General features: G+C 71.9%; 11 protein-coding genes and 1 pseudogene. 3 read left to right on the top strand and 9 right to left on the bottom strand.

Annotated features, from left to right (window positions below; all coding sequences use genetic code 11):
• Positions 1-71: 71 nt before the first annotated feature.
• A complete protein-coding gene (locus ACFY1U_RS31510) occupies positions 72-1,241 on the bottom strand; it encodes a hypothetical protein (RefSeq protein WP_390697525.1) in 1,170 nt (389 codons plus the stop codon).
• A gap of 305 nt (positions 1,242-1,546) precedes the next feature.
• Here ACFY1U_RS31510 and ACFY1U_RS31505 point away from each other — a divergent pair, with 305 nt between their 5' ends.
• Positions 1,547-1,915 (top strand): PadR family transcriptional regulator, encoded by a 369-nt coding sequence (locus tag ACFY1U_RS31505; protein WP_390697524.1) that lies wholly within the window; start codon positions 1,547-1,549, stop codon positions 1,913-1,915.
• Positions 1,912-2,913 carry a hypothetical protein gene (locus tag ACFY1U_RS31500; RefSeq protein WP_390697523.1) on the top strand — a complete coding sequence of 334 codons (1,002 nt, stop codon included), beginning with the start codon at positions 1,912-1,914 and terminating at the stop codon, positions 2,911-2,913. The genes ACFY1U_RS31505 and ACFY1U_RS31500 overlap by 4 nt, the downstream gene beginning before the upstream one ends.
• A gap of 49 nt (positions 2,914-2,962) precedes the next feature.
• On the opposite strand, the pseudogene ACFY1U_RS31495 reads toward ACFY1U_RS31500, so the two are convergent.
• The 7 genes and pseudogenes from ACFY1U_RS31495 to ACFY1U_RS31465 all read right to left on the bottom strand — a co-directional run bounded on the left by ACFY1U_RS31495 (position 2,963) and on the right by ACFY1U_RS31465 (position 13,648).
• Positions 2,963-3,206: pseudogene (locus ACFY1U_RS31495) on the bottom strand (hypothetical protein).
• A gap of 25 nt (positions 3,207-3,231) precedes the next feature.
• Positions 3,232-4,197 carry a DUF1152 domain-containing protein gene (locus ACFY1U_RS31490; RefSeq protein WP_390697522.1) on the bottom strand — a complete coding sequence of 322 codons (966 nt, stop codon included), beginning with the start codon at positions 4,195-4,197 and terminating at the stop codon, positions 3,232-3,234.
• Positions 4,198-4,268: 71 nt separating this feature from the next.
• Complete coding sequence (locus ACFY1U_RS31485; protein WP_390697521.1) at positions 4,269-5,435, bottom strand: FAD-dependent oxidoreductase; 1,167 nt, start codon at positions 5,433-5,435, stop codon at positions 4,269-4,271.
• 144 nt (positions 5,436-5,579) lie between these two features.
• The gene (locus ACFY1U_RS31480) at positions 5,580-6,944 is read right to left on the bottom strand and encodes an FAD-dependent oxidoreductase (RefSeq protein WP_390697520.1); all 1,365 of its coding nucleotides are present in this window, start codon (positions 6,942-6,944) and stop codon (positions 5,580-5,582) included.
• Between the two features lie 261 nt (positions 6,945-7,205).
• Positions 7,206-8,054, bottom strand: a complete 849-nt coding sequence (locus tag ACFY1U_RS31475; protein WP_390697519.1) for a chitosanase — start codon at positions 8,052-8,054, stop codon at positions 7,206-7,208.
• 150 nt (positions 8,055-8,204) lie between these two features.
• On the bottom strand, positions 8,205-10,835 hold the full coding sequence (locus ACFY1U_RS31470) for a SpoIIE family protein phosphatase (RefSeq protein ID WP_390697518.1): 2,631 nt from the start codon (positions 10,833-10,835) through the stop codon (positions 8,205-8,207).
• Between the two features lie 278 nt (positions 10,836-11,113).
• Positions 11,114-13,648, bottom strand: coding sequence for a SpoIIE family protein phosphatase (locus ACFY1U_RS31465; protein WP_390697517.1), 2,535 nt, complete (start codon positions 13,646-13,648; stop codon positions 11,114-11,116).
• Positions 13,649-13,866: 218 nt separating this feature from the next.
• Here ACFY1U_RS31465 and ACFY1U_RS31460 point away from each other — a divergent pair, with 218 nt between their 5' ends.
• The gene (locus ACFY1U_RS31460) at positions 13,867-14,499 is read left to right on the top strand and encodes a GNAT family N-acetyltransferase (RefSeq protein WP_390697516.1); all 633 of its coding nucleotides are present in this window, start codon (positions 13,867-13,869) and stop codon (positions 14,497-14,499) included.
• A 24-nt stretch (positions 14,500-14,523) separates the two neighbouring features.
• Here the strand turns inward: ACFY1U_RS31460 and ACFY1U_RS31455 are convergent, their stop codons facing one another.
• Entirely contained in the window at positions 14,524-16,254 is a 1,731-nt protein-coding gene (locus tag ACFY1U_RS31455) for a dolichyl-phosphate-mannose--protein mannosyltransferase (RefSeq protein WP_390697515.1), read from the bottom strand.
• Positions 16,255-16,343: the final 89 nt, after the last annotated feature.

The raw sequence follows: 16,343 nt of genomic DNA, 5'->3' as shown, positions 1-16,343 counted from the left end.
CGGTTCTCCGGACCGCGGGCGCTTCGGTGCCGGTGGACAGATCCCGCGCAGGCGGGCCTGTGCCCAGGTGCTCAGCGGCCGGAGGAGTCCGGCTGCTCGACCGCGCCGTCCGCCTCCCGCCCGCTGCCCGGAGCGGATGTAGGGCGCAGCGCCTTGGCGGTGTCCTTCAGCCGCTCCAGCCTCCGGGTCAGCTGCTGGAAGGGCGAGCCCTGGGGCGTGGCGGGCGGCTGCGGCCGGGCCGGCAGCCCGTCGCCGTTCTCGCGGTAGACGGCCAGCGCCTCGTGCGCGCGCTCGGCGGCCTCGCGGTACAGATCCCGCGACTTGGTCATGGCCTCGAGCGCCTCGGCGTACATGGCCACGAGTCCCCGCGCATGGGCGAGTTCCTCTTCGATCGTCCTCAGCTGCCAGTCGTCCCGCAGGGCGGTGACGACCTCCTCGGCGCCGTCCGGCAGCGGAAGCGGCAGTGCGGCGAAACGGGTGAGGGCGTCGACGAGTTGCGCGGGCCGTGAGCCGTCGAGGAAGACGGTGCGTACGGAGAAGTCGTCCGCGTCGAAGCCCTCCGGGGCCGGCGTGGTGGGCAGCAGGACCGCGCCGCCGCGCGGGACCTGCACCCCGAACTCGCGCAGCACCCGGTTGACGATGCGCAGCTGGTCCGGTGCGGCACGGTGCTCCAGCACGCGATGGCGCAGGCTCGGCGGCAGCAGCGGGCCGAGCGGCAGCCGGCCGCGCTCGTCGGGCGTCATCGCCTCGTGCACGACGAGGTTGATGTGCCAGCCTCCGCGCACGGAGTTGCGGAGCAGACGCCGGATGTCCTTGTCGTCCGCGGGCAGACGGTTGACCTCCCGCAGGCGCAACCCCGTGCCGGGCTGGTGGTCCCAGGACGCGTCCGGCTCCCCGGGCCAGAACATGGTGGCGGGGGAGGGCCACCCCTGCTCCCACGGGCGTTCCGCCTCCGCCGCCAGCACCCATTCCACGCCGGTGTCGGCATCGTGCGTCAGGGTCAGCCGGGCCCGCACGGTCACCGACTCGGCGACCGTCCACCGCGCCTCGAAAACGCAGTCCGAACTGCCTGCGGAGGCCTCGGAGGCGGCCACCTCGAGATGGTCGTCGATGGTCCCCTCGTCCTTGAGCCGGTGCAGCGTCCGGCGTACGACGTCTTCGGCATCGGGTCCGGTATGGCGGCCGCGGGCCAGCCACAGGGTGGGGGACGGGGTCGGTCGGACGGAGGGCGAAGTACGCATGAGTCCATCTGAGGGCGGGGGCACGTGTATCCCACCAGTATCGTCGCCGCGCGCCGGCGGGGTGCCCCCGGGGGGTGCTCGCACGGGAGGCGCGCGGTGCACTCGGGGTGCGAGGAGTGCACTCCAGGCCACCCGGTTCACCCGTATCCCCGGCGTACCGGGCCCGCCACAATGGCGCCCGCGAACAGGGCCCGCCCACCATCCGCTTAGGGGCGGGTCCTGTTCGTGTCCCACCACGCCGTATGACTCGCCCTTGCGTTATATATCGGAAGCCGAGATATCATGGCTGCATGGCATCGAGGAGCATGACTCAGGCAGCGTTCTTCGTCCTCACCGCCCTGGCCGACCAGCCCCGGCACGGCTACGGGATTCTGCGGGAGGTCGAGGAACTCTCCGACGGCGCCGTGCAGTTGCGCGTCGGCACTCTGTACGGCGTCCTGGACCGGCTCACCGCGGACGGGCTGATCGTCCTGGACCGCGAGGAGGTGCACGACGGCCGGCTGCGGCGCTACTACCGCCTGACCGACGAGGGAACGCAGGCCCTCGACGCGGAGGCGGAGCGCATGGCGGCCGGCGCCAGCGCCGCCAAGTCGCGCATCGCCGAGGGACGCAGGGCCCCCGGCGCCGTCGCGAAACCGTCCGCGGGCCCCGGACTCGCAGGAGGCGTGGCATGACGACGCTGCTCGAGACGCGCTATCGCACGGTACTGCGCCTGCTGCCCGCCTACTACCGGCGCAACCGGGAGGAGGAGATGGTCGAGGTCTACCTGTGGGACGTCGACCAGGAGATGCAGGATCAGAGCAGGCCCACCCTGGGTGAGGTGGCGAGCATCGCCGCCCTCGCCGTGCGCAGCAGGCTCGCCGCCACCGGGGCGCCCCGGCCGTACGTCCTGCTCGGGTCGGCGATCCGTCGCTTCGCCCTGTTCGCCGTGCTGCTGCAGGCCGCAGCAGCGGTCGTCGACCGGGTTCTGGAGCTGACCTGGGCGGGCACGCACGGAGCACGTGAGTGGGACATGTTCCGGACGGGATTCACCGGCCGCGGTCGGCTCATGAGCATCGTCGAGGCCGCCCAGTGGACGCTGCCGCTGCTGTGGACGGTCGGATTCTTCGCTCTGGTCCACGAGCGCCGGCGCCTGGCCCAGGTGTCGGTGCTGCTCGCCGCGCTGCCCACGCTGTGGCCGTTCGCCGGTCCGCTGGTGAGTGAACTGGCGCCGTGGGACCCGTGGTTCGCCACCGCCGGCGCGCTCTTCGCCTGGCTGCCGGCGCTCGCCCTGTGCGCGGCCCACCACCGCGACGCCCCCGCGGCCGTGCTGCCCGTCGGCACACCCGGCCTCGTCTTCGCGGCCTGCGGTGTGGTGATGGGTGCCTCCGAGGTCGTGCCGCCCGCGCTGCCCGACGCGGTGAGGGCGCCGGCCACCTGCTTCGTCCTCGGGGCGCTCGGCTGGCTGCTGCTGCGCCGTCGCCGCACGGATGCGAGCCCTGCCTGTGGCGCCATGGCCCTGGCCGCGCTGGGGCTGCTGCTCCTGGCGGTGCGGATCGCCACGCTGTATCCGTGGCTGGGCCTTCCCGTCCCCGCCGCCTTCGTCGGTGCCGCGCTGGGCCAGACGGCCGCGCTCCTGCTGCTGACCCTGGTGCTGACGGTGGTGGCCAGGCGGGACCTCGCCGGGCGCTGACCCGAGCGGAGGCCGGGGTCGGCACGTCCGCCGGCCCCGACGTGCGTCGTCAGCCGTGGAACGTGATGTAGCCGTTGCCGTCGGGGACGTTGCTTGTATAGATACATCGTGTCCTTGTCGTTGTTCCACATGAAGTTGCAGTTGTTGCGGTAGACGACGCTGTTTCTGCCGGAGTCGGTGCCGTGGCCGCCGCCCTTGATCTTCAGCGCGGACCGGTACTCGGTGGCGTGGGCCGGGACAGCGGCCAGCACGGCGAGCGTGCCCGCGGCGGCGGTGGCGGCGACGAGGCGTATACGCCGTCCGGTCGCCCGTCTGTGCTCAGTGCGGGTAGGCGCGCGGGGGCCGCTGGCGCGCCTGCCCGGCACGGAAGTCCTCGATGACGGAGCTGATCTGGCGCATGAGCGCGGTGTTCTCCAGCCGGTCCAGGTAGAGGTTCTGGCGGGCGAGGCCGGGTGCGTCCACGCAGAAGTACAGGGCCATCAGCGGGTTGATGAACAGTTCGCTGTCCTTGGTACGCCGAGTGAAGCGGACATCGCCGAAGTTGCCGCGTACGGCGGCCGCCACGGAGCCGTTGACGATGCTCGGGTACTCCGGTGTGCCGCGCTGGGCGTGGGCGATCGCGTCGAGGTAGAGGGCGCCTTCCCGGCTCTCGCGCGGCAGCGAGAACGTGCCCAGATAGGCGCCGTCCCGGTCCAGCGCGGCCAGGTTCTCCAGCACCAGGGAGTGGCTGACCCCGTGGTGGGCGTCCACCCCGAAACCCAGGCAGGCGACGAGCCGTTGGGGTATCTCGTTCAGCCCGTTCACGGCGGCCAGGCTCGCCATGTCCTCCTCCGGTGTGCCCAGGCCGTGCTCGTCACCCCGCATGAGGATGTCGGTCCCGCCGTCCACCAGCACCACGGCGTCCACGCCGCCGAGATGGTCGACGAGCGCGCGATACGCGGCGCGCAGCGGTCGCACCCCGGTCTGCGGGAACGCGTACACCGTGGCCGGCAGGCCCTGCTCTTCCAGCCACCGGGCGAGCGTGCGCTCCGGGAAGTAGTCGCCGCGCGCCGCGGTGTCCGGCCCGATGGCCGCGACGTCCGCCTCCAGCCACACGTCCATGTCCAGCCCGTAGAGGTCGGCGAAGGACAGGTTGGCCAGATGGACCTCCTTGCCCGCCGAGCGCAGCGCGAGGGCCAGCGGAAGGCCGGCGTACACGTCGAAGCCGCCGCCCGCACCTGCGACGAGAACCCGCCGGGCATCGCGGAGACGGGTGAAGAAAGGGGGCTCTGTCAGGGAGAACACCGGGGGACGGTAACAGGCTGAGAGGGTGTCAGGGCGGGCCTTTTCCGGCAGCCGGCCGGCGCCCGGCGTACTCACGCGTTCCCGGCCGACTGTTCTTCCAGGATGTCGGGCTCCCACTCCAACAGACGTATCAGTCCGTCCTCGCCCGGCCGTGCGGGAGAAGCGCCCGGACGTCCGGCGGGCGCACCCCGGGAGATGTTCCCGCTCACCGTGATGTTGTGTTCGACGCGCGGGCGGCGCAGGTCCTCGTACAGGCCGAGCGCTGTGTCGGTGTCCGGTGCGTCGCGCAGGCACTTCGCGAGGATCACCGCGTCCTCCAGCGCCATGGACGCGCCCTGGCCGGTCACCGGAGAGGCCGCGTGGGCGGCGTCGCCGATGAGGATGAGCCGGCCGGAGCGCCAGGGTGTGCCGACGGGTATCTCGGTGGCGTTGGTGACCATGAGGTCCTCGCCTGCTGCCTCGACGATGTCCGCGGCGGGTGTGGCGTCCTTGCGCAGCAGCGGAACGAGCAGTTCACACCAGTGGGCGGGCGAGCCGTCCGCGATCTCGTCGGCGTCCAGGGGCTCGCCGCTCACGCGCGCGAACCAGTACGTCTCCCCGCCGGGCGAGACGGCGTAGCCGAAGGCTGCCGCGCTGCCGCGCACCATGGTGATGCGCGCCTGCGGTCCGGATCCCGCTGCGGCGCCGGTGTAGCCGTAGAAGACCCGCTGACCGGCGTAGCACGGCTGGGTTTGCGGGGTGATCTGCCGGCGGACCGCGGAGTTCAGGCCGTCGGCGCCGAGCAGCAGGTCGCCGGTTGCGGTGCTGCCGTCGGTGAAGTGCGCGGTGACGCCGTCCGCGCCGTCCTGGACGGAGGCGAGGCGGGCGCCGTGCCGGACAGGGATTCCCCGGCGTGCTGCCTCCGCCTGCAGGGCCGCGGTGAGGTCCCCGCGGCGCAGGCAGCGGAACTGCAGGAGCGGATCGGCGGCTTCACCGAGGGGTACTTCTGCAAGCTCGGCGCCCGCGTCGTCCAGGACCCGCATCGAGGTCAGCGGGAAGCCGAGCTCCGTGACCGCGGCTGAGGCGTCGATCTGCGCGAGGGCGCGCATGCCGTTGCTCGCGAGGGTGAGGAACGCGCCCAGGTCCTCGGCCGATCCCGGATGCGCCTCGTGCACGGTCACCTCGAAGCCCGCCTTGCGCAGGGCCAGAGCCGCCGCCGTGCCGGCTATTCCGCCGCCGATGACCAGTACGCGTGCCACGCCCCACCCCGCTCGTCTCCGCACGGCCCCCGCGGTCGCACGCACTCAGGGGGAACGCATGAGCGGCATCAGGGGTTCCGTGCGAAGGCGAAGCCCGTCGTGCCAGGCCCTTGCGGGCTGTGGCACGACGGGCGTTCGTCCGTGTCAGGCGCCACTCGCCCCGAGCATGTCCACACGCTCGACGATCTTCACGCGCTCACGGCCCTGCGGCTCGCCCAGCGCCTTCTCCGCGGCGTCCAGCTTGTACCAGCCCTCCCAGGTGGTGAAGCGGACGCCCCGCTCGGCGAGGAACGCGTCCACGGCCTCGGGCTCGGGTGAACCCGGCGTCTGCAGACGGCCGTTCGCGTGGTCGTCCAGCAGGTTGGCCACGGTCTCGTTGGCATCGCCCTTGGTGTGGCCGATCAGGCCCACCGGACCGCGCCGGATCCAGCCGGTGACATACGTCGACTGCAGGTACTCGCCGGACTCCTGGACGACCCGTCCGCCCTCGTCCGGGACGGTGCCGGAGTCGAGGTCCCAGGGCAGCTTGGGCAGCTTGTCCGACAGGTAGCCCACCGCGCGGTAGACGGCGGTGACGTCCCAGTCCTTGAACTCGCCGGTGCCCTTGACGTTGCCGGTGCCGTCCAGGGTGGTGCGCTCGGTGCGCAGGCCGACGACCTTGCCGTCCTCGCCGAGGATCTCGGTGGGCGACTCGAAGAAGTGCAGGAACAGCTTGTGCGGGCGGTCGCCGACGTCGCGGATCGCCCAGTTCTCCAGGGTCTTGGCGACCATGTCGGCCTGCTTGTTGCCGCGCCGGGTCTCGATCGAGCCCGCGTCGTAGTCGATGTCCTCGGGGTCGACGATGACCTCGATGTTGGGGGAGTGGTCCAGCTCCCGCAGTTCCATGGGGGAGAACTTCGCCTGCGCCGGGCCGCGCCGGCCGAAGACGTGGACCTCCAGCGCCTTGTTGGCCTTCAGGCCGTCGTAGACGTTCGGCGGGATCTCCGTCGGCAGCAGCTCGTCCGCCGTCTTGGCGAGGATGCGCGCGACGTCCAGGGCGACGTTGCCGACACCGAGGACGGCGACCTTCTCGGCCCCGAGTGGCCAGGTGCGCGGCACGTCCGGGTGGCCGTCGTACCAGGAGACGAAGTCGGCGGCGCCGTACGAGCCGTCGAGGTCGATGCCGGGGATCGGCAGCGCGCGGTCGGCGGTCGCTCCCGTGGAGAAGATCACGGCGTCGTAGAAGGCGCGCAGATCGTCCAGGCTGATGTCGGTCGGGTAGTCGACGTTGCCGAAGAGGCGTATCTGGGGCTTGTCGAGCACCTGGTGCAGGGCCGTGATGATGCCCTTGATGCGGGGGTGGTCGGGGGCGACGCCGTAGCGGATCAGGCCGAACGGGGCGGGCATCCGCTCGAAGAGGTCGATGGACACACCGGGGTCGGCGGCCACCTCGGACTTGAGCAGGGCGTCGGCGGCGTAGATCCCGGCGGGGCCGGCTCCGACGATGGCTACCCGCAGGGGGCGCGGCATGATCAGGTTCCCTTCGAGCGATGACAGGCGACTCGAACGGGAAGCCTAAGCTAAGGCAAGCCTAAGTCGGTACGCGGGTCCGCTCTATGAGCTCATAAATCAACTTTATGACAGAAGCTGATGACGGGGTCGCGGGTCATGCCACCCGGCCTGGAGGCCGCCACGAGGTGGACGCCCTCGGCCGCCGCGGCATCGCGGCCGCCCCTCGCACCGGCGGCTGCCGTACCGCGAGGGGGGCGGTACGGCAGTCCGGCGCACCGGTCAGCCGATGTGGTAACTGTCCCCGTACACCTTCCAGTTGAGCGGGGTGTCGAGGCACAGGTTGCCGTTGCGCAGGAAGACCCGCTGCTCCGTGTCGACCCGGCTGGTGTCGCTGTGCGCCTCCTCCTGCTTCATGGCCCACACCCGGGCGTCGAGGAAGGCGTTCAGGTAGGCCACCTCGTCGCCGCCCTGCGCCGGCGGCTTGGCCTTGTTGAGGGCGCGCTTGCGTATGTTGCGGAAACTGGTGGGATCGTCGCCGTTGCCGTGCATGACGATGGCGTCGTAGTACGCGAACTGGCCCAGCGTCCCGATGCGGTCCGCCTTGCCCTGCTGGACGGCCGGGTTGAAGTACACGCGGTCGCGCTCGTCGTTCTGTGCCTGCTGGAACGCGGTGTCCTGGGCCGCCTTGCGCCAGTCGCGGGGGAAGTTCGGGTCCAGGCCCTCGTGCGAGTCGGAGCCGTTCACCGCGCGCAGGGCCGGGAGGTATTTGGCAAGGACGTTGCCGGGCTTGCGGTCGGTGTAGAGCTGGACGAGGTCGAGCATGTCTCCGGTGCCCGAGCAGAAGCCGATGATCCCGGCGGTGTAGCCGCGGCCGTCGCCGATGTCCTCGATGTACTTGTACTGGGCCTTCCAGTCGAGCGAGGAGTTCTCCGCGCTCGACACCAGCTTCATGGCGATCTCCTTCTTCGCCGGGTCGTCGAGGTCCACGCAGCCCGCCGCGGCCGGGGTGGCCGAGGCGTGGGAGGGCCGCAGGAAGGGAGCTGCGGCCAGGGATGCGCCGGCCGCCACGAGGACGGTGCGGCGTGCGATGCGTGCGGGATGTGCGGGGTCGCTGGAGGGATGCCTCACGAGGGCTCCAAGTGGTGGTGGGGGGTGGGGAGTTGGCCGTGGGTGGTACTGATAGGAAGGTTTCCTATCAGAGGAGGGGTGTGGCGCACACCCGTCACGGCAGAAGTTCGTAGGGACGCACGAATCAGGTACGGACCAAAAGGGGGTGAGTCAGGGCAGCGGCTGTTCCGCCCAGATGACCTTGCCCGCGGGGGTGTACCGGGTGCCCCAGCGATCGGCGAGCTGAGCCACCAGGAACAGCCCGCGGCCGCCCTCGTCCGTCATCGCCGCATACCGAAGGTGCGGCGAGGTGTTGCTGCTGTCGAAGACCTCGCAGATCAGGGTGCGGTCGAACAGCACGCGCACATGGATGGGGTCGGCGCCGTACCGGATCGCGTTGGTGACCAGTTCGCTCAGGATGAGCTCCGTGGTGAACGTCAGCTCGTCGAGCCCCCACCCGGCGAGCCTGCGGCTGACGGAGGCACGAACCTCCCCGACGGCCGCCGGGTCGTTGGGCACCTGCCAGTCGGCGATCCGGTCGGCGTCCAGTGCCCGGGTACGGGCCACGAGCAGCGCGACGTCGTCGCTCGGCCGGGCCGGCAGCTGTGATTCGAGCACCACCCGGCAGGTGTCCTCCGGCGACTCACCCGCGCGCTCCAGTGCGCCCCGCAGGAGGGCGAGCCCCTCGTCGATGTCCCGCTCCCGGTCCTCGACCAGTCCGTCCGTGTACAGGACGAGACGGCTGCCCTCCTCCAGCACAAGATCGGCTGTCTCGAACGGCAGGCCGCCGAGGCCGAGCGGGGGACCGGCGGGCACGTCGGGGAACTCCACTTCGCCGTCGGGCCGGACGAGTGCCGGCGGCGGATGTCCGGCCCGGGCGATGGCGCACCTGCGCGACACCGGGTCGTAGATCGCGTACAGACAGGTGGCGCCGGTGACGGGGGCGCTGCCGCCGTCCGCCGTCTCGTCCTGGTCGATGCGGCCGACCAACTCGTCGAGCAGCGCGAGCAGTTCGTCGGGCGGCAGGTCCAGCGCGGAGAAGTTGTGGACCGCCGTGCGCAGCCGCCCCATGGTGGCTGCGGCATGCAGCCCGTGCCCGACGACGTCGCCGACCACGAGGGCGACACGGGCACCCGACAGCGGCAGTACGTCGAACCAGTCCCCGCCGACTCCGGCCTGCGCGGGCAGATACCGGTAGGCGATGTCCAGGGCGGTCTGCTCGGGCAGGCGGCGGGGCAGCAGGCTGCGCTGCAGGGTCACGGCCATGCTGTGCTCGCGCGTGTAGCGGCGGGCGTTGTCGATGGAGACCGCGGCGCGGGCCACCAGCTCCTCGGCGAGAGCCAGTTCGTCCAGGTCGAAGGGCTCGGGCTTCTCCGAGCGCCAGAAGCTGACCACCCCGAGCACCAGCGAACCGGCGCGCAGCGGCACGGTGATCAGCGAGTGGATGCCGTACTCGACGACCTGCGCGGTGCGCTCCAGATCCTGCGCGTGCCAGCCCGGCGCCGCGCCGAGGTCCGGCTCCAGCACGGCCTGCCCGGAGCGCAGGCTGCGGGCGTGCGGGGAGGAGTCGACGAACTTGATCTGCCGGCCCACCTTGTACAGCGGGGCGTCCTCGCGGATCCCGCTCGACGCGGTGCGGCGCAAGGAGGTCACCGCCTCCGGCTGGCCCCCGCCCAGCACCGCGTCGAACAGGTCGACGGTCGCGAAATCGGCGAACCGCGGCACGGCGAGTTCCGCCAGCTCCTCCGCGGTGCGGGTGACGTCCAGGCTGGTGCCGATGCCCACCCCGGCGTCGTACAGCATGTTGAGGCGTTCCCGTGCCGTCTCCGCGCGGCCGGACAGGGCACGCAGCTCCGTCGAGTCGCGCAGCGTGGCGACACTGCCCGGCGGGCCGCCCTGGACATCCGTGGGCCGCTGGTTGACCGCCAGGAGCCGGTCCTTGACCAGGTGCACCTCGTCGGTGGCGACGCGCCCGGAGGCCAGCAGCTCGGCCGTGTCCGGGGCGAGGCCCAGGTCGAGGGCGTGCCGGCCCTCGGCGTCCGCGGGCAGGTCGAGCAGACGGTGCGCCTCGTCGTTGGCGAGCAGCAGCCGGCCCTCGCCGCTGACGATGAGCACGCCCTCGCGCACGGCATGCAGCACCGCGTCGTGGTGCTCGTACATACGGGTCATCTCGTGCGGGCCCAGGCCGTGCGTCTGGCGCAGCAGCCGTCTGCTCACCAGGGCGGTGCCGCCGGTGGCCAGGGCGAGTCCCCCGGCCGCGGCGAACAGGACGAGGGGCAGCTGCCGGTCGGCGGTGCCGCCCACGGTCGCGGTCGTGATGCCCGCCGAGACCAGCCCCACGACCTTGCCGTGGGGGTCCTTGATCGGTACGACGGCCTGCACCAGCCGTCCGATCGTCCCGTTGATCTCCTCGACCACCGTCCCGCCGGCCAGCGCGGGCTCGATGGTCCCGACGAACTTCTTGCCGATGCGGTTCGGTTTGGGGTGGGTGTAGCGGATGCCGTCGGTGTTCATGACGACGATGAAGTCGACGCCGGTCGCCTTGCGGGCGGCCTCGGCCCGCGGCTGCAGGATCTTCGTGGGATGGGGGCTGTCGAGCGCCTCGCGGGTGCCCGGCGCATTGGCGAACGCCTGGGCGACGGCGACCGACCGGTTGCGGGCCTCCTGAGTGCTGTCGCGCCGGACCTGCAGATACAGCGCCACCACCGCGGCGACCACCAGCAGCAGCACGATCACCACCTGCAGGACGAACACCTGCCGGGCGATGCTGCGCCCGGTCAGCGCCGACCGCAACGCGCTCATGCGGCCCGGTTCCGGCTCGCTCGGATGTCCACTTCGGCGGGTGTGCGCACTGTGCGGCGTCCGCGTCGTGCGCCGCCCGTGCGCTGCGTGGGCACGATCGCTCGCGCGGCGGGCACGGGGACCGCCGGGACGGCGGTGCGACCGGGTCCCGGAACGGTCCGGAAGTCGGACCATGTGCCCATGTCTACACTGCCGGGCCGCGTGAGGCGAGAGGCGTCACAGCGGGTGACAGAGATCGCCCCCTGTCCGCGTGCCGATGTCACGGGCGGTGGTCGGGTTCACTGCTGGTTCCCTTGCGCCGCACGGCGCGTGGCGAGAAGCAGCGCGATGTCGTCGGGACGGTCGGCGGAGTGCCGGGCCGTCGCGGTGAGGCGGTCGGCGACCCCGGCCAGCGGACGGCGGCCCGGGCGGGTGGCAGGCGCGCCGACCTTCGCCAAGGCCACCCGCAGAGCGGTGATGCCCTCGTCGATGTCGACACCGGGCCGCTCGACCAGACCGTCCGTGTACAGCGCGAGGACGGCACCGGGCTCGATGTGCAGCTCGGCGACGGGGTAGTGAGCGTGCGGATCCACGCCGAGCACCACACCGCCGGGCAGATCCAGCACCTCGGTGTGGCCGTCCGGGTGACGCAGCAGCGGCGGCGGATGCCCCGCGCGGGCCGCCCGCGCCAGGCCCGAGGCCGGGTCCAGCCGGATGTAGCAGCAGCTCGCGAACTGTCCGGGATCGAGGTCGATCAGCAGATGGTTCGTGCCGCTCATCACCTCGTCGGGCGGCCGGTCACCGAGCGCGAACGCCCTTACCGCACTGCGCAGTTGACCCATGGTGGCCGCCGCCTGCACGCCGTGCCCCTGCACATCGCCGATCACCAGCGCCAGACCGTCCCCCGCCTCCACGACGTCGTACCAGTCGCCGCCCACCTCCATCCCCTGCGTGCCGGGCAGATAGCGCCCCGTCGTGTCCACCTGCGGGTGGGCCGACAGCCGGCGGGGGAGCAGGGCCTGCTGCAGGCCGCGGGCGAGCGCCGCCTCGCTCTCGTAGCGCTTGGCCTTCTCCATGGCGTGGGCGATCAGCCCGGCGAGCGCGGTGAGTGCCGTGCGTTCCTCGGTGCTGAAGCTGCGCGAACGGTCGAAGCCCAGGATGCAGGAGCCCACCGGACGCCCGGAGGCGATCAGCGGCAGGAAGGCGCGGGCCCCCTCGTCCGCGTCCAGCGGGATGCCCGGGTAGGCGGCGGCCAGCTGCTCCATCGAGTCGAAGAAGATCGGCCGGCCGCTGGTCAGCGTCTCGACCCCGGGCAGATGGGCGTCCAGACCCACCCCCTCGAAGGGGCTGAGAAACCCTTTGGGAAAGCCGCTCTCCCAGGCCAGATACAGGTGCCGGTCCTGCAGCAGATAGATGGCGAGGCGGCGACCGCCGAACGCGGGCAGCAGTTCCCGCATGACCACGGCTGCCACCTGCCGTGCGGTGACCGCCTCCGTCAGCGCGATGGCGAGCACGATGGGGCGGTACAGCGGAGCCATCGACGGGATCCCGGGCGAGGCGGCGGTGGCGGGGTCCCGCGTGAGGTCGGCGGCCGCGTCCGCCACCCGGTTCGCCGGGCGGAACGTGCAGGTCAGCACATCCGGGCCGGGATAGACACAGACGTCGAGCCAGGCACCCTCGTACGAGGGGTCCTCGTCCTGCGCGCCGTCCGTGGCGGGCCGTGCGACATGGAAGCGCACCGGGTCCGGGGACAGCAGCGCGCTGCGCAGATGGTCCTCGACGGCGGGCTGGTTCAGCCACGGCATGCCTTCCCACAGGGGACGGCTGAGCAACTTCCGCCGGGAGCAGCCCAGCAGCTGTTCGGCGCGCGGGTTGGCGTACAGGACCAGCCCCAGCCGGTCCAGGCAGAGCACCCCGTCGGGCAGCAGGTCGGCGGCGGCGTCGGCCGCCGCGCCGGGACCGGGATCGACGATGAATCCACGGACCGGATGCGCGCCGGACGGAGTGCCGGGCGGCGCGGGGGCCGCGTACGGGCTCCACAGCTCCACCAGGCGCAGTGCGCCGTCCTCGGCCCGCACGTACAGCGGCAGGGGCGGCGGTCTGCCCGCGGCCGTCTCCCGCAGCGCGGCCAGGACCCGCGGTGTCTCGGCCGGGGCCACGGCCTCCGCCAGCGCTTCCACGGACGTGGCGAACGCGTCGATCGGCACCCCCAGCAGGGCGGGGAGGCGTTCGTCCACGGTCACGACGTCCGTCACCGGATCCCAGGCGAAACCCCCGGCACGTCCGGCGGGCGGGCGCGCGCCGGGCGGCCGTACGCACACGGGCTCCCCGTCCCAGGCGACCGACGACCTGCCGCCGTCCTCCAGCCGCCGCAGGGCCCAGCCAAGGTCCTCGGCCAGCCGCACCATGCGATCGCGGTGATGGAGCAGTTCGGTGGCGTCCGCGGTGGAGGGCCGCAGCACCGTGAGCACACCGAAGGTCGTCGACCCGCACCCGATCGGTACGTACATCGACCCGAACTGGAAGGGCAGCCCGGCCGCGAACTGGGGATAGCGGCGCATCGTCTCCGCGGCGTTCGGCAGGACCACCTGTACGCCGAGCCGGAAGGCGTCGGCCACCGGGAAAGGGCGGTCCACATGCAGGCGCCACCAGGGCCGGAACAGCGGGCCGGGCAGCCCCGCGAGCACCGCAAGCCGCAACAGTCCGGGCGTGCCGGAGCGCAGATAGACCCCTCCCGAGTGCCCGCCGGCCGCGCCGATCGCCTCCGTCGAGGCGTCGATCAGCAGTGCGGCCAGCTGCCCGGGCGTCCGGTGTGCGTACTCCGCGCGAGTCATCGGCCCTACCTCGTCCGTACGCCGTCCAGCGGGCGACACAGCAAGAATGCGCCACGACGGGCGTGTGGCGCACCTGGGCGGTCCCAGTCTCCGCAGACGAATCACGACTCCCGGGTGTCGCATGCACGACGGCCCTCGCGCTTCCTCGGCGCCTGGGAGGACGGCACGGAGTCGCACAGAACCTTGTGGGAGCGCTCCCAGATGTGCAGGATGCTGCGGTGACCTCCACGCCCGCCATCCGCCCGTATCGCTTCGAGGACCGCGAAGGCCTCGAGGACATCTGCATCCGCACCGCGCACAACGGCCAGGACAGCCGCCCTGTCTACGCGGACCCCAGCATCTTCCCGACGATCTTCGCGGTGCCCTACGTCGTGCTGGAGCCGGAGCTGGCCTTCGTCCTGGACGACGGGCACGGCCGGGCGGTCGGCTACATCCTCGGCACCGCGGACACCCCCCGCTTCGTCGAAGCCTTCCGCACCAAGTGGCTGCCGCTGGTCGCCGACCGCCACCCGGAGCCCGCAGGGCCGCCGAGGACCCCGGACGAACACATGATCCCCCTGCTGCACCACCCGGAACGGATGCTGGTCCCCGAGGTCGCCGCGTACCCCGCCCATCTGCACATCGACCTGCTCCCCGCGTGGCAGGGCCGTGGCCACGGCCGCGCGCTGATGCGCACCTTCCTGCGGGCCCTGCACGAGCGGGGCGTCACCGCCGTACACCTCTCCATGGTCACGGTCAACACCCCGGCCAGAGCCTTCTACGACCGGCTGGGCTTCCACCGGATCGACGTGCCCGATGCGGGACCGGTCACGTATCTCGGCCGCTCGACAGGCGAATCGGACACCCTGTGACGGCCGGGCACGTCAACTCCGGCTTCAAATCCAGGTGTCCAGCCACATCCGGGCCCGCCAGTCGCCGTACGGGATCGTCGTGCCCGTATAGAGCGGATAGAAGTAGATGAAGTTCCATGCGATGAGCAGCACCAGCACGCCCGCGCTCACCGCGCCGACCAGCCGGCGCCGCTCGTCCGCTCCCGAGGGTCCGAGCAGGGCGCCGACCATCATGGCGACGGCCAGGCACAGGTAGGGCACGAACGCCACGGCGTAGAAGGAAAAGATCGTACGGTCCTGGTAGTTGAACCACGGAAGATATCCGGCGCCGACCGCGCACAGGACCGCGCCCGCGCGCCAGTCGCGGCGCAGCGCCCACCGGAACAGCAGGTAGAGCAGCGCGCCGCAGGCCGCCCACCACAGCAGCGGGGTGCCCAGACCGAGGATCTCCTGCGAGCAGCCGGTGGCGGCATGACAGCCCTGCTGCCCGGCCTTCGGCGACTGGTAGTAGAACGCCACGGGGCGCCCCTGGACCAGCCAGCTCCACGGGTTGGACTGGTAGCGGTGCGGGGCGTGGAGACCGATGTTGAACTGGTAGACGGCGTGTTCGTAGTGCCACAGGCTGCGCAGCGGAGCCGGGATCCAGGACCAGGTGCCGCCGTGGCCGTCCGCCCAGTGCCGGTTGTAGCCGTTGTCGGACAGGAACCATCCGGTCCAGGTCGCCAGGTACGTCACTACGGCGACCGGTACCAGGGAGAGCGCCGACCAGCCGAGGTCCTTGCGCAGCACCGCCCGGTACGGGTGGCCCGCGCCGACCACGCGGCGGGCACCGACGTCCCACAGGAGAGTCAGGGCGGTGAAGAAGACGAGGAAGTAGAGGCCGTTCCACTTGCTCGCGGCGGCCAGTCCAAGCAGGACACCGGCCGCGAGCCGCCACGGACGCAGGCCTGTGCCGACCTGTTCGCCGATGTGCGCATCGGGACGCGCGAAGCCGTCGTCGCCGACGGGCAGGGCGGCCGCCAGCCGGGCCCGCGCCTTGTCCCGGTCGACCAGCAGGCAGCCGAACGCCGCCAGCGCGAAGAACATCACCACAAGGTCCAGCAGGGCGGTGCGGCTCATCACGAAGTGCAGACCGTCCACCGCCAGCAGCGCACCGGCGAGGCAGCCGAGCACTGTCGAACGGAACAGCCGGCGCCCTATTCGGCACAGCATGAGCACGGACAGGGTGCCGAGCGCCGCCGTCATGAACCGCCAGCCGAACGGGTCGAGTCCGAACACACCCTCCCCGAGGGCGATGACCCACTTGCCCATCGGCGGATGCGCGACGAAGCTGCCCGTGTCGGAGAGCGGGATCACCTGGGGGTGCGCCAGGATCTGCGGGTCGGCGATCTTGCGGTCCGGCCAGCTGCCCTCGTAGCCCAGCCGCAGCATCGCCCAGGCGTCCTTGGCGTAGTACGTCTCGTCGAAAACGACGGCCCGTGGTTGGCCCAGCCGCCAGAACCTGAGCACGCCCGCCAGCACGGCGACGAGTACCGGTCCCAGCCAGCCCATGGAGCGCGCGAGGCGGCGTGCCGTTCGGGGGCCGAGGCCCACCAACTCCCAGATTCTCGTGGCCGGTTCGGGAAAGGGCGGCACCAGCCGGGCACGGACGTCGGTGCGGGGGGCTGCCGGGTAGCCGAACCGCCGCAGCCGCTGCGCCCAGGGGGTCGCCTCGGGCGCGGCGGTCGCGCGGGCGTCTTCGTCGACGTCGGACCGTGTGGGGGTGTCACTCGTCACCGGGTCATCGTAGGGAACGCCAGTGCGGTTCGGGTTCGGAGCCGGTGACGGGGCGGGGTGCGGGGCCCCGACCGCACCCGCGCGGCGGT

It is taken from the genome of Streptomyces sp. NPDC001351 (genome assembly GCF_042896045.1).
Taxonomy (GTDB): Bacteria; Actinomycetota; Actinomycetes; order Streptomycetales; family Streptomycetaceae; genus Streptomyces.
Note: the sequence above shows the minus strand (reverse complement) of the source record. Positions and strands in the feature narration are given on the sequence as shown.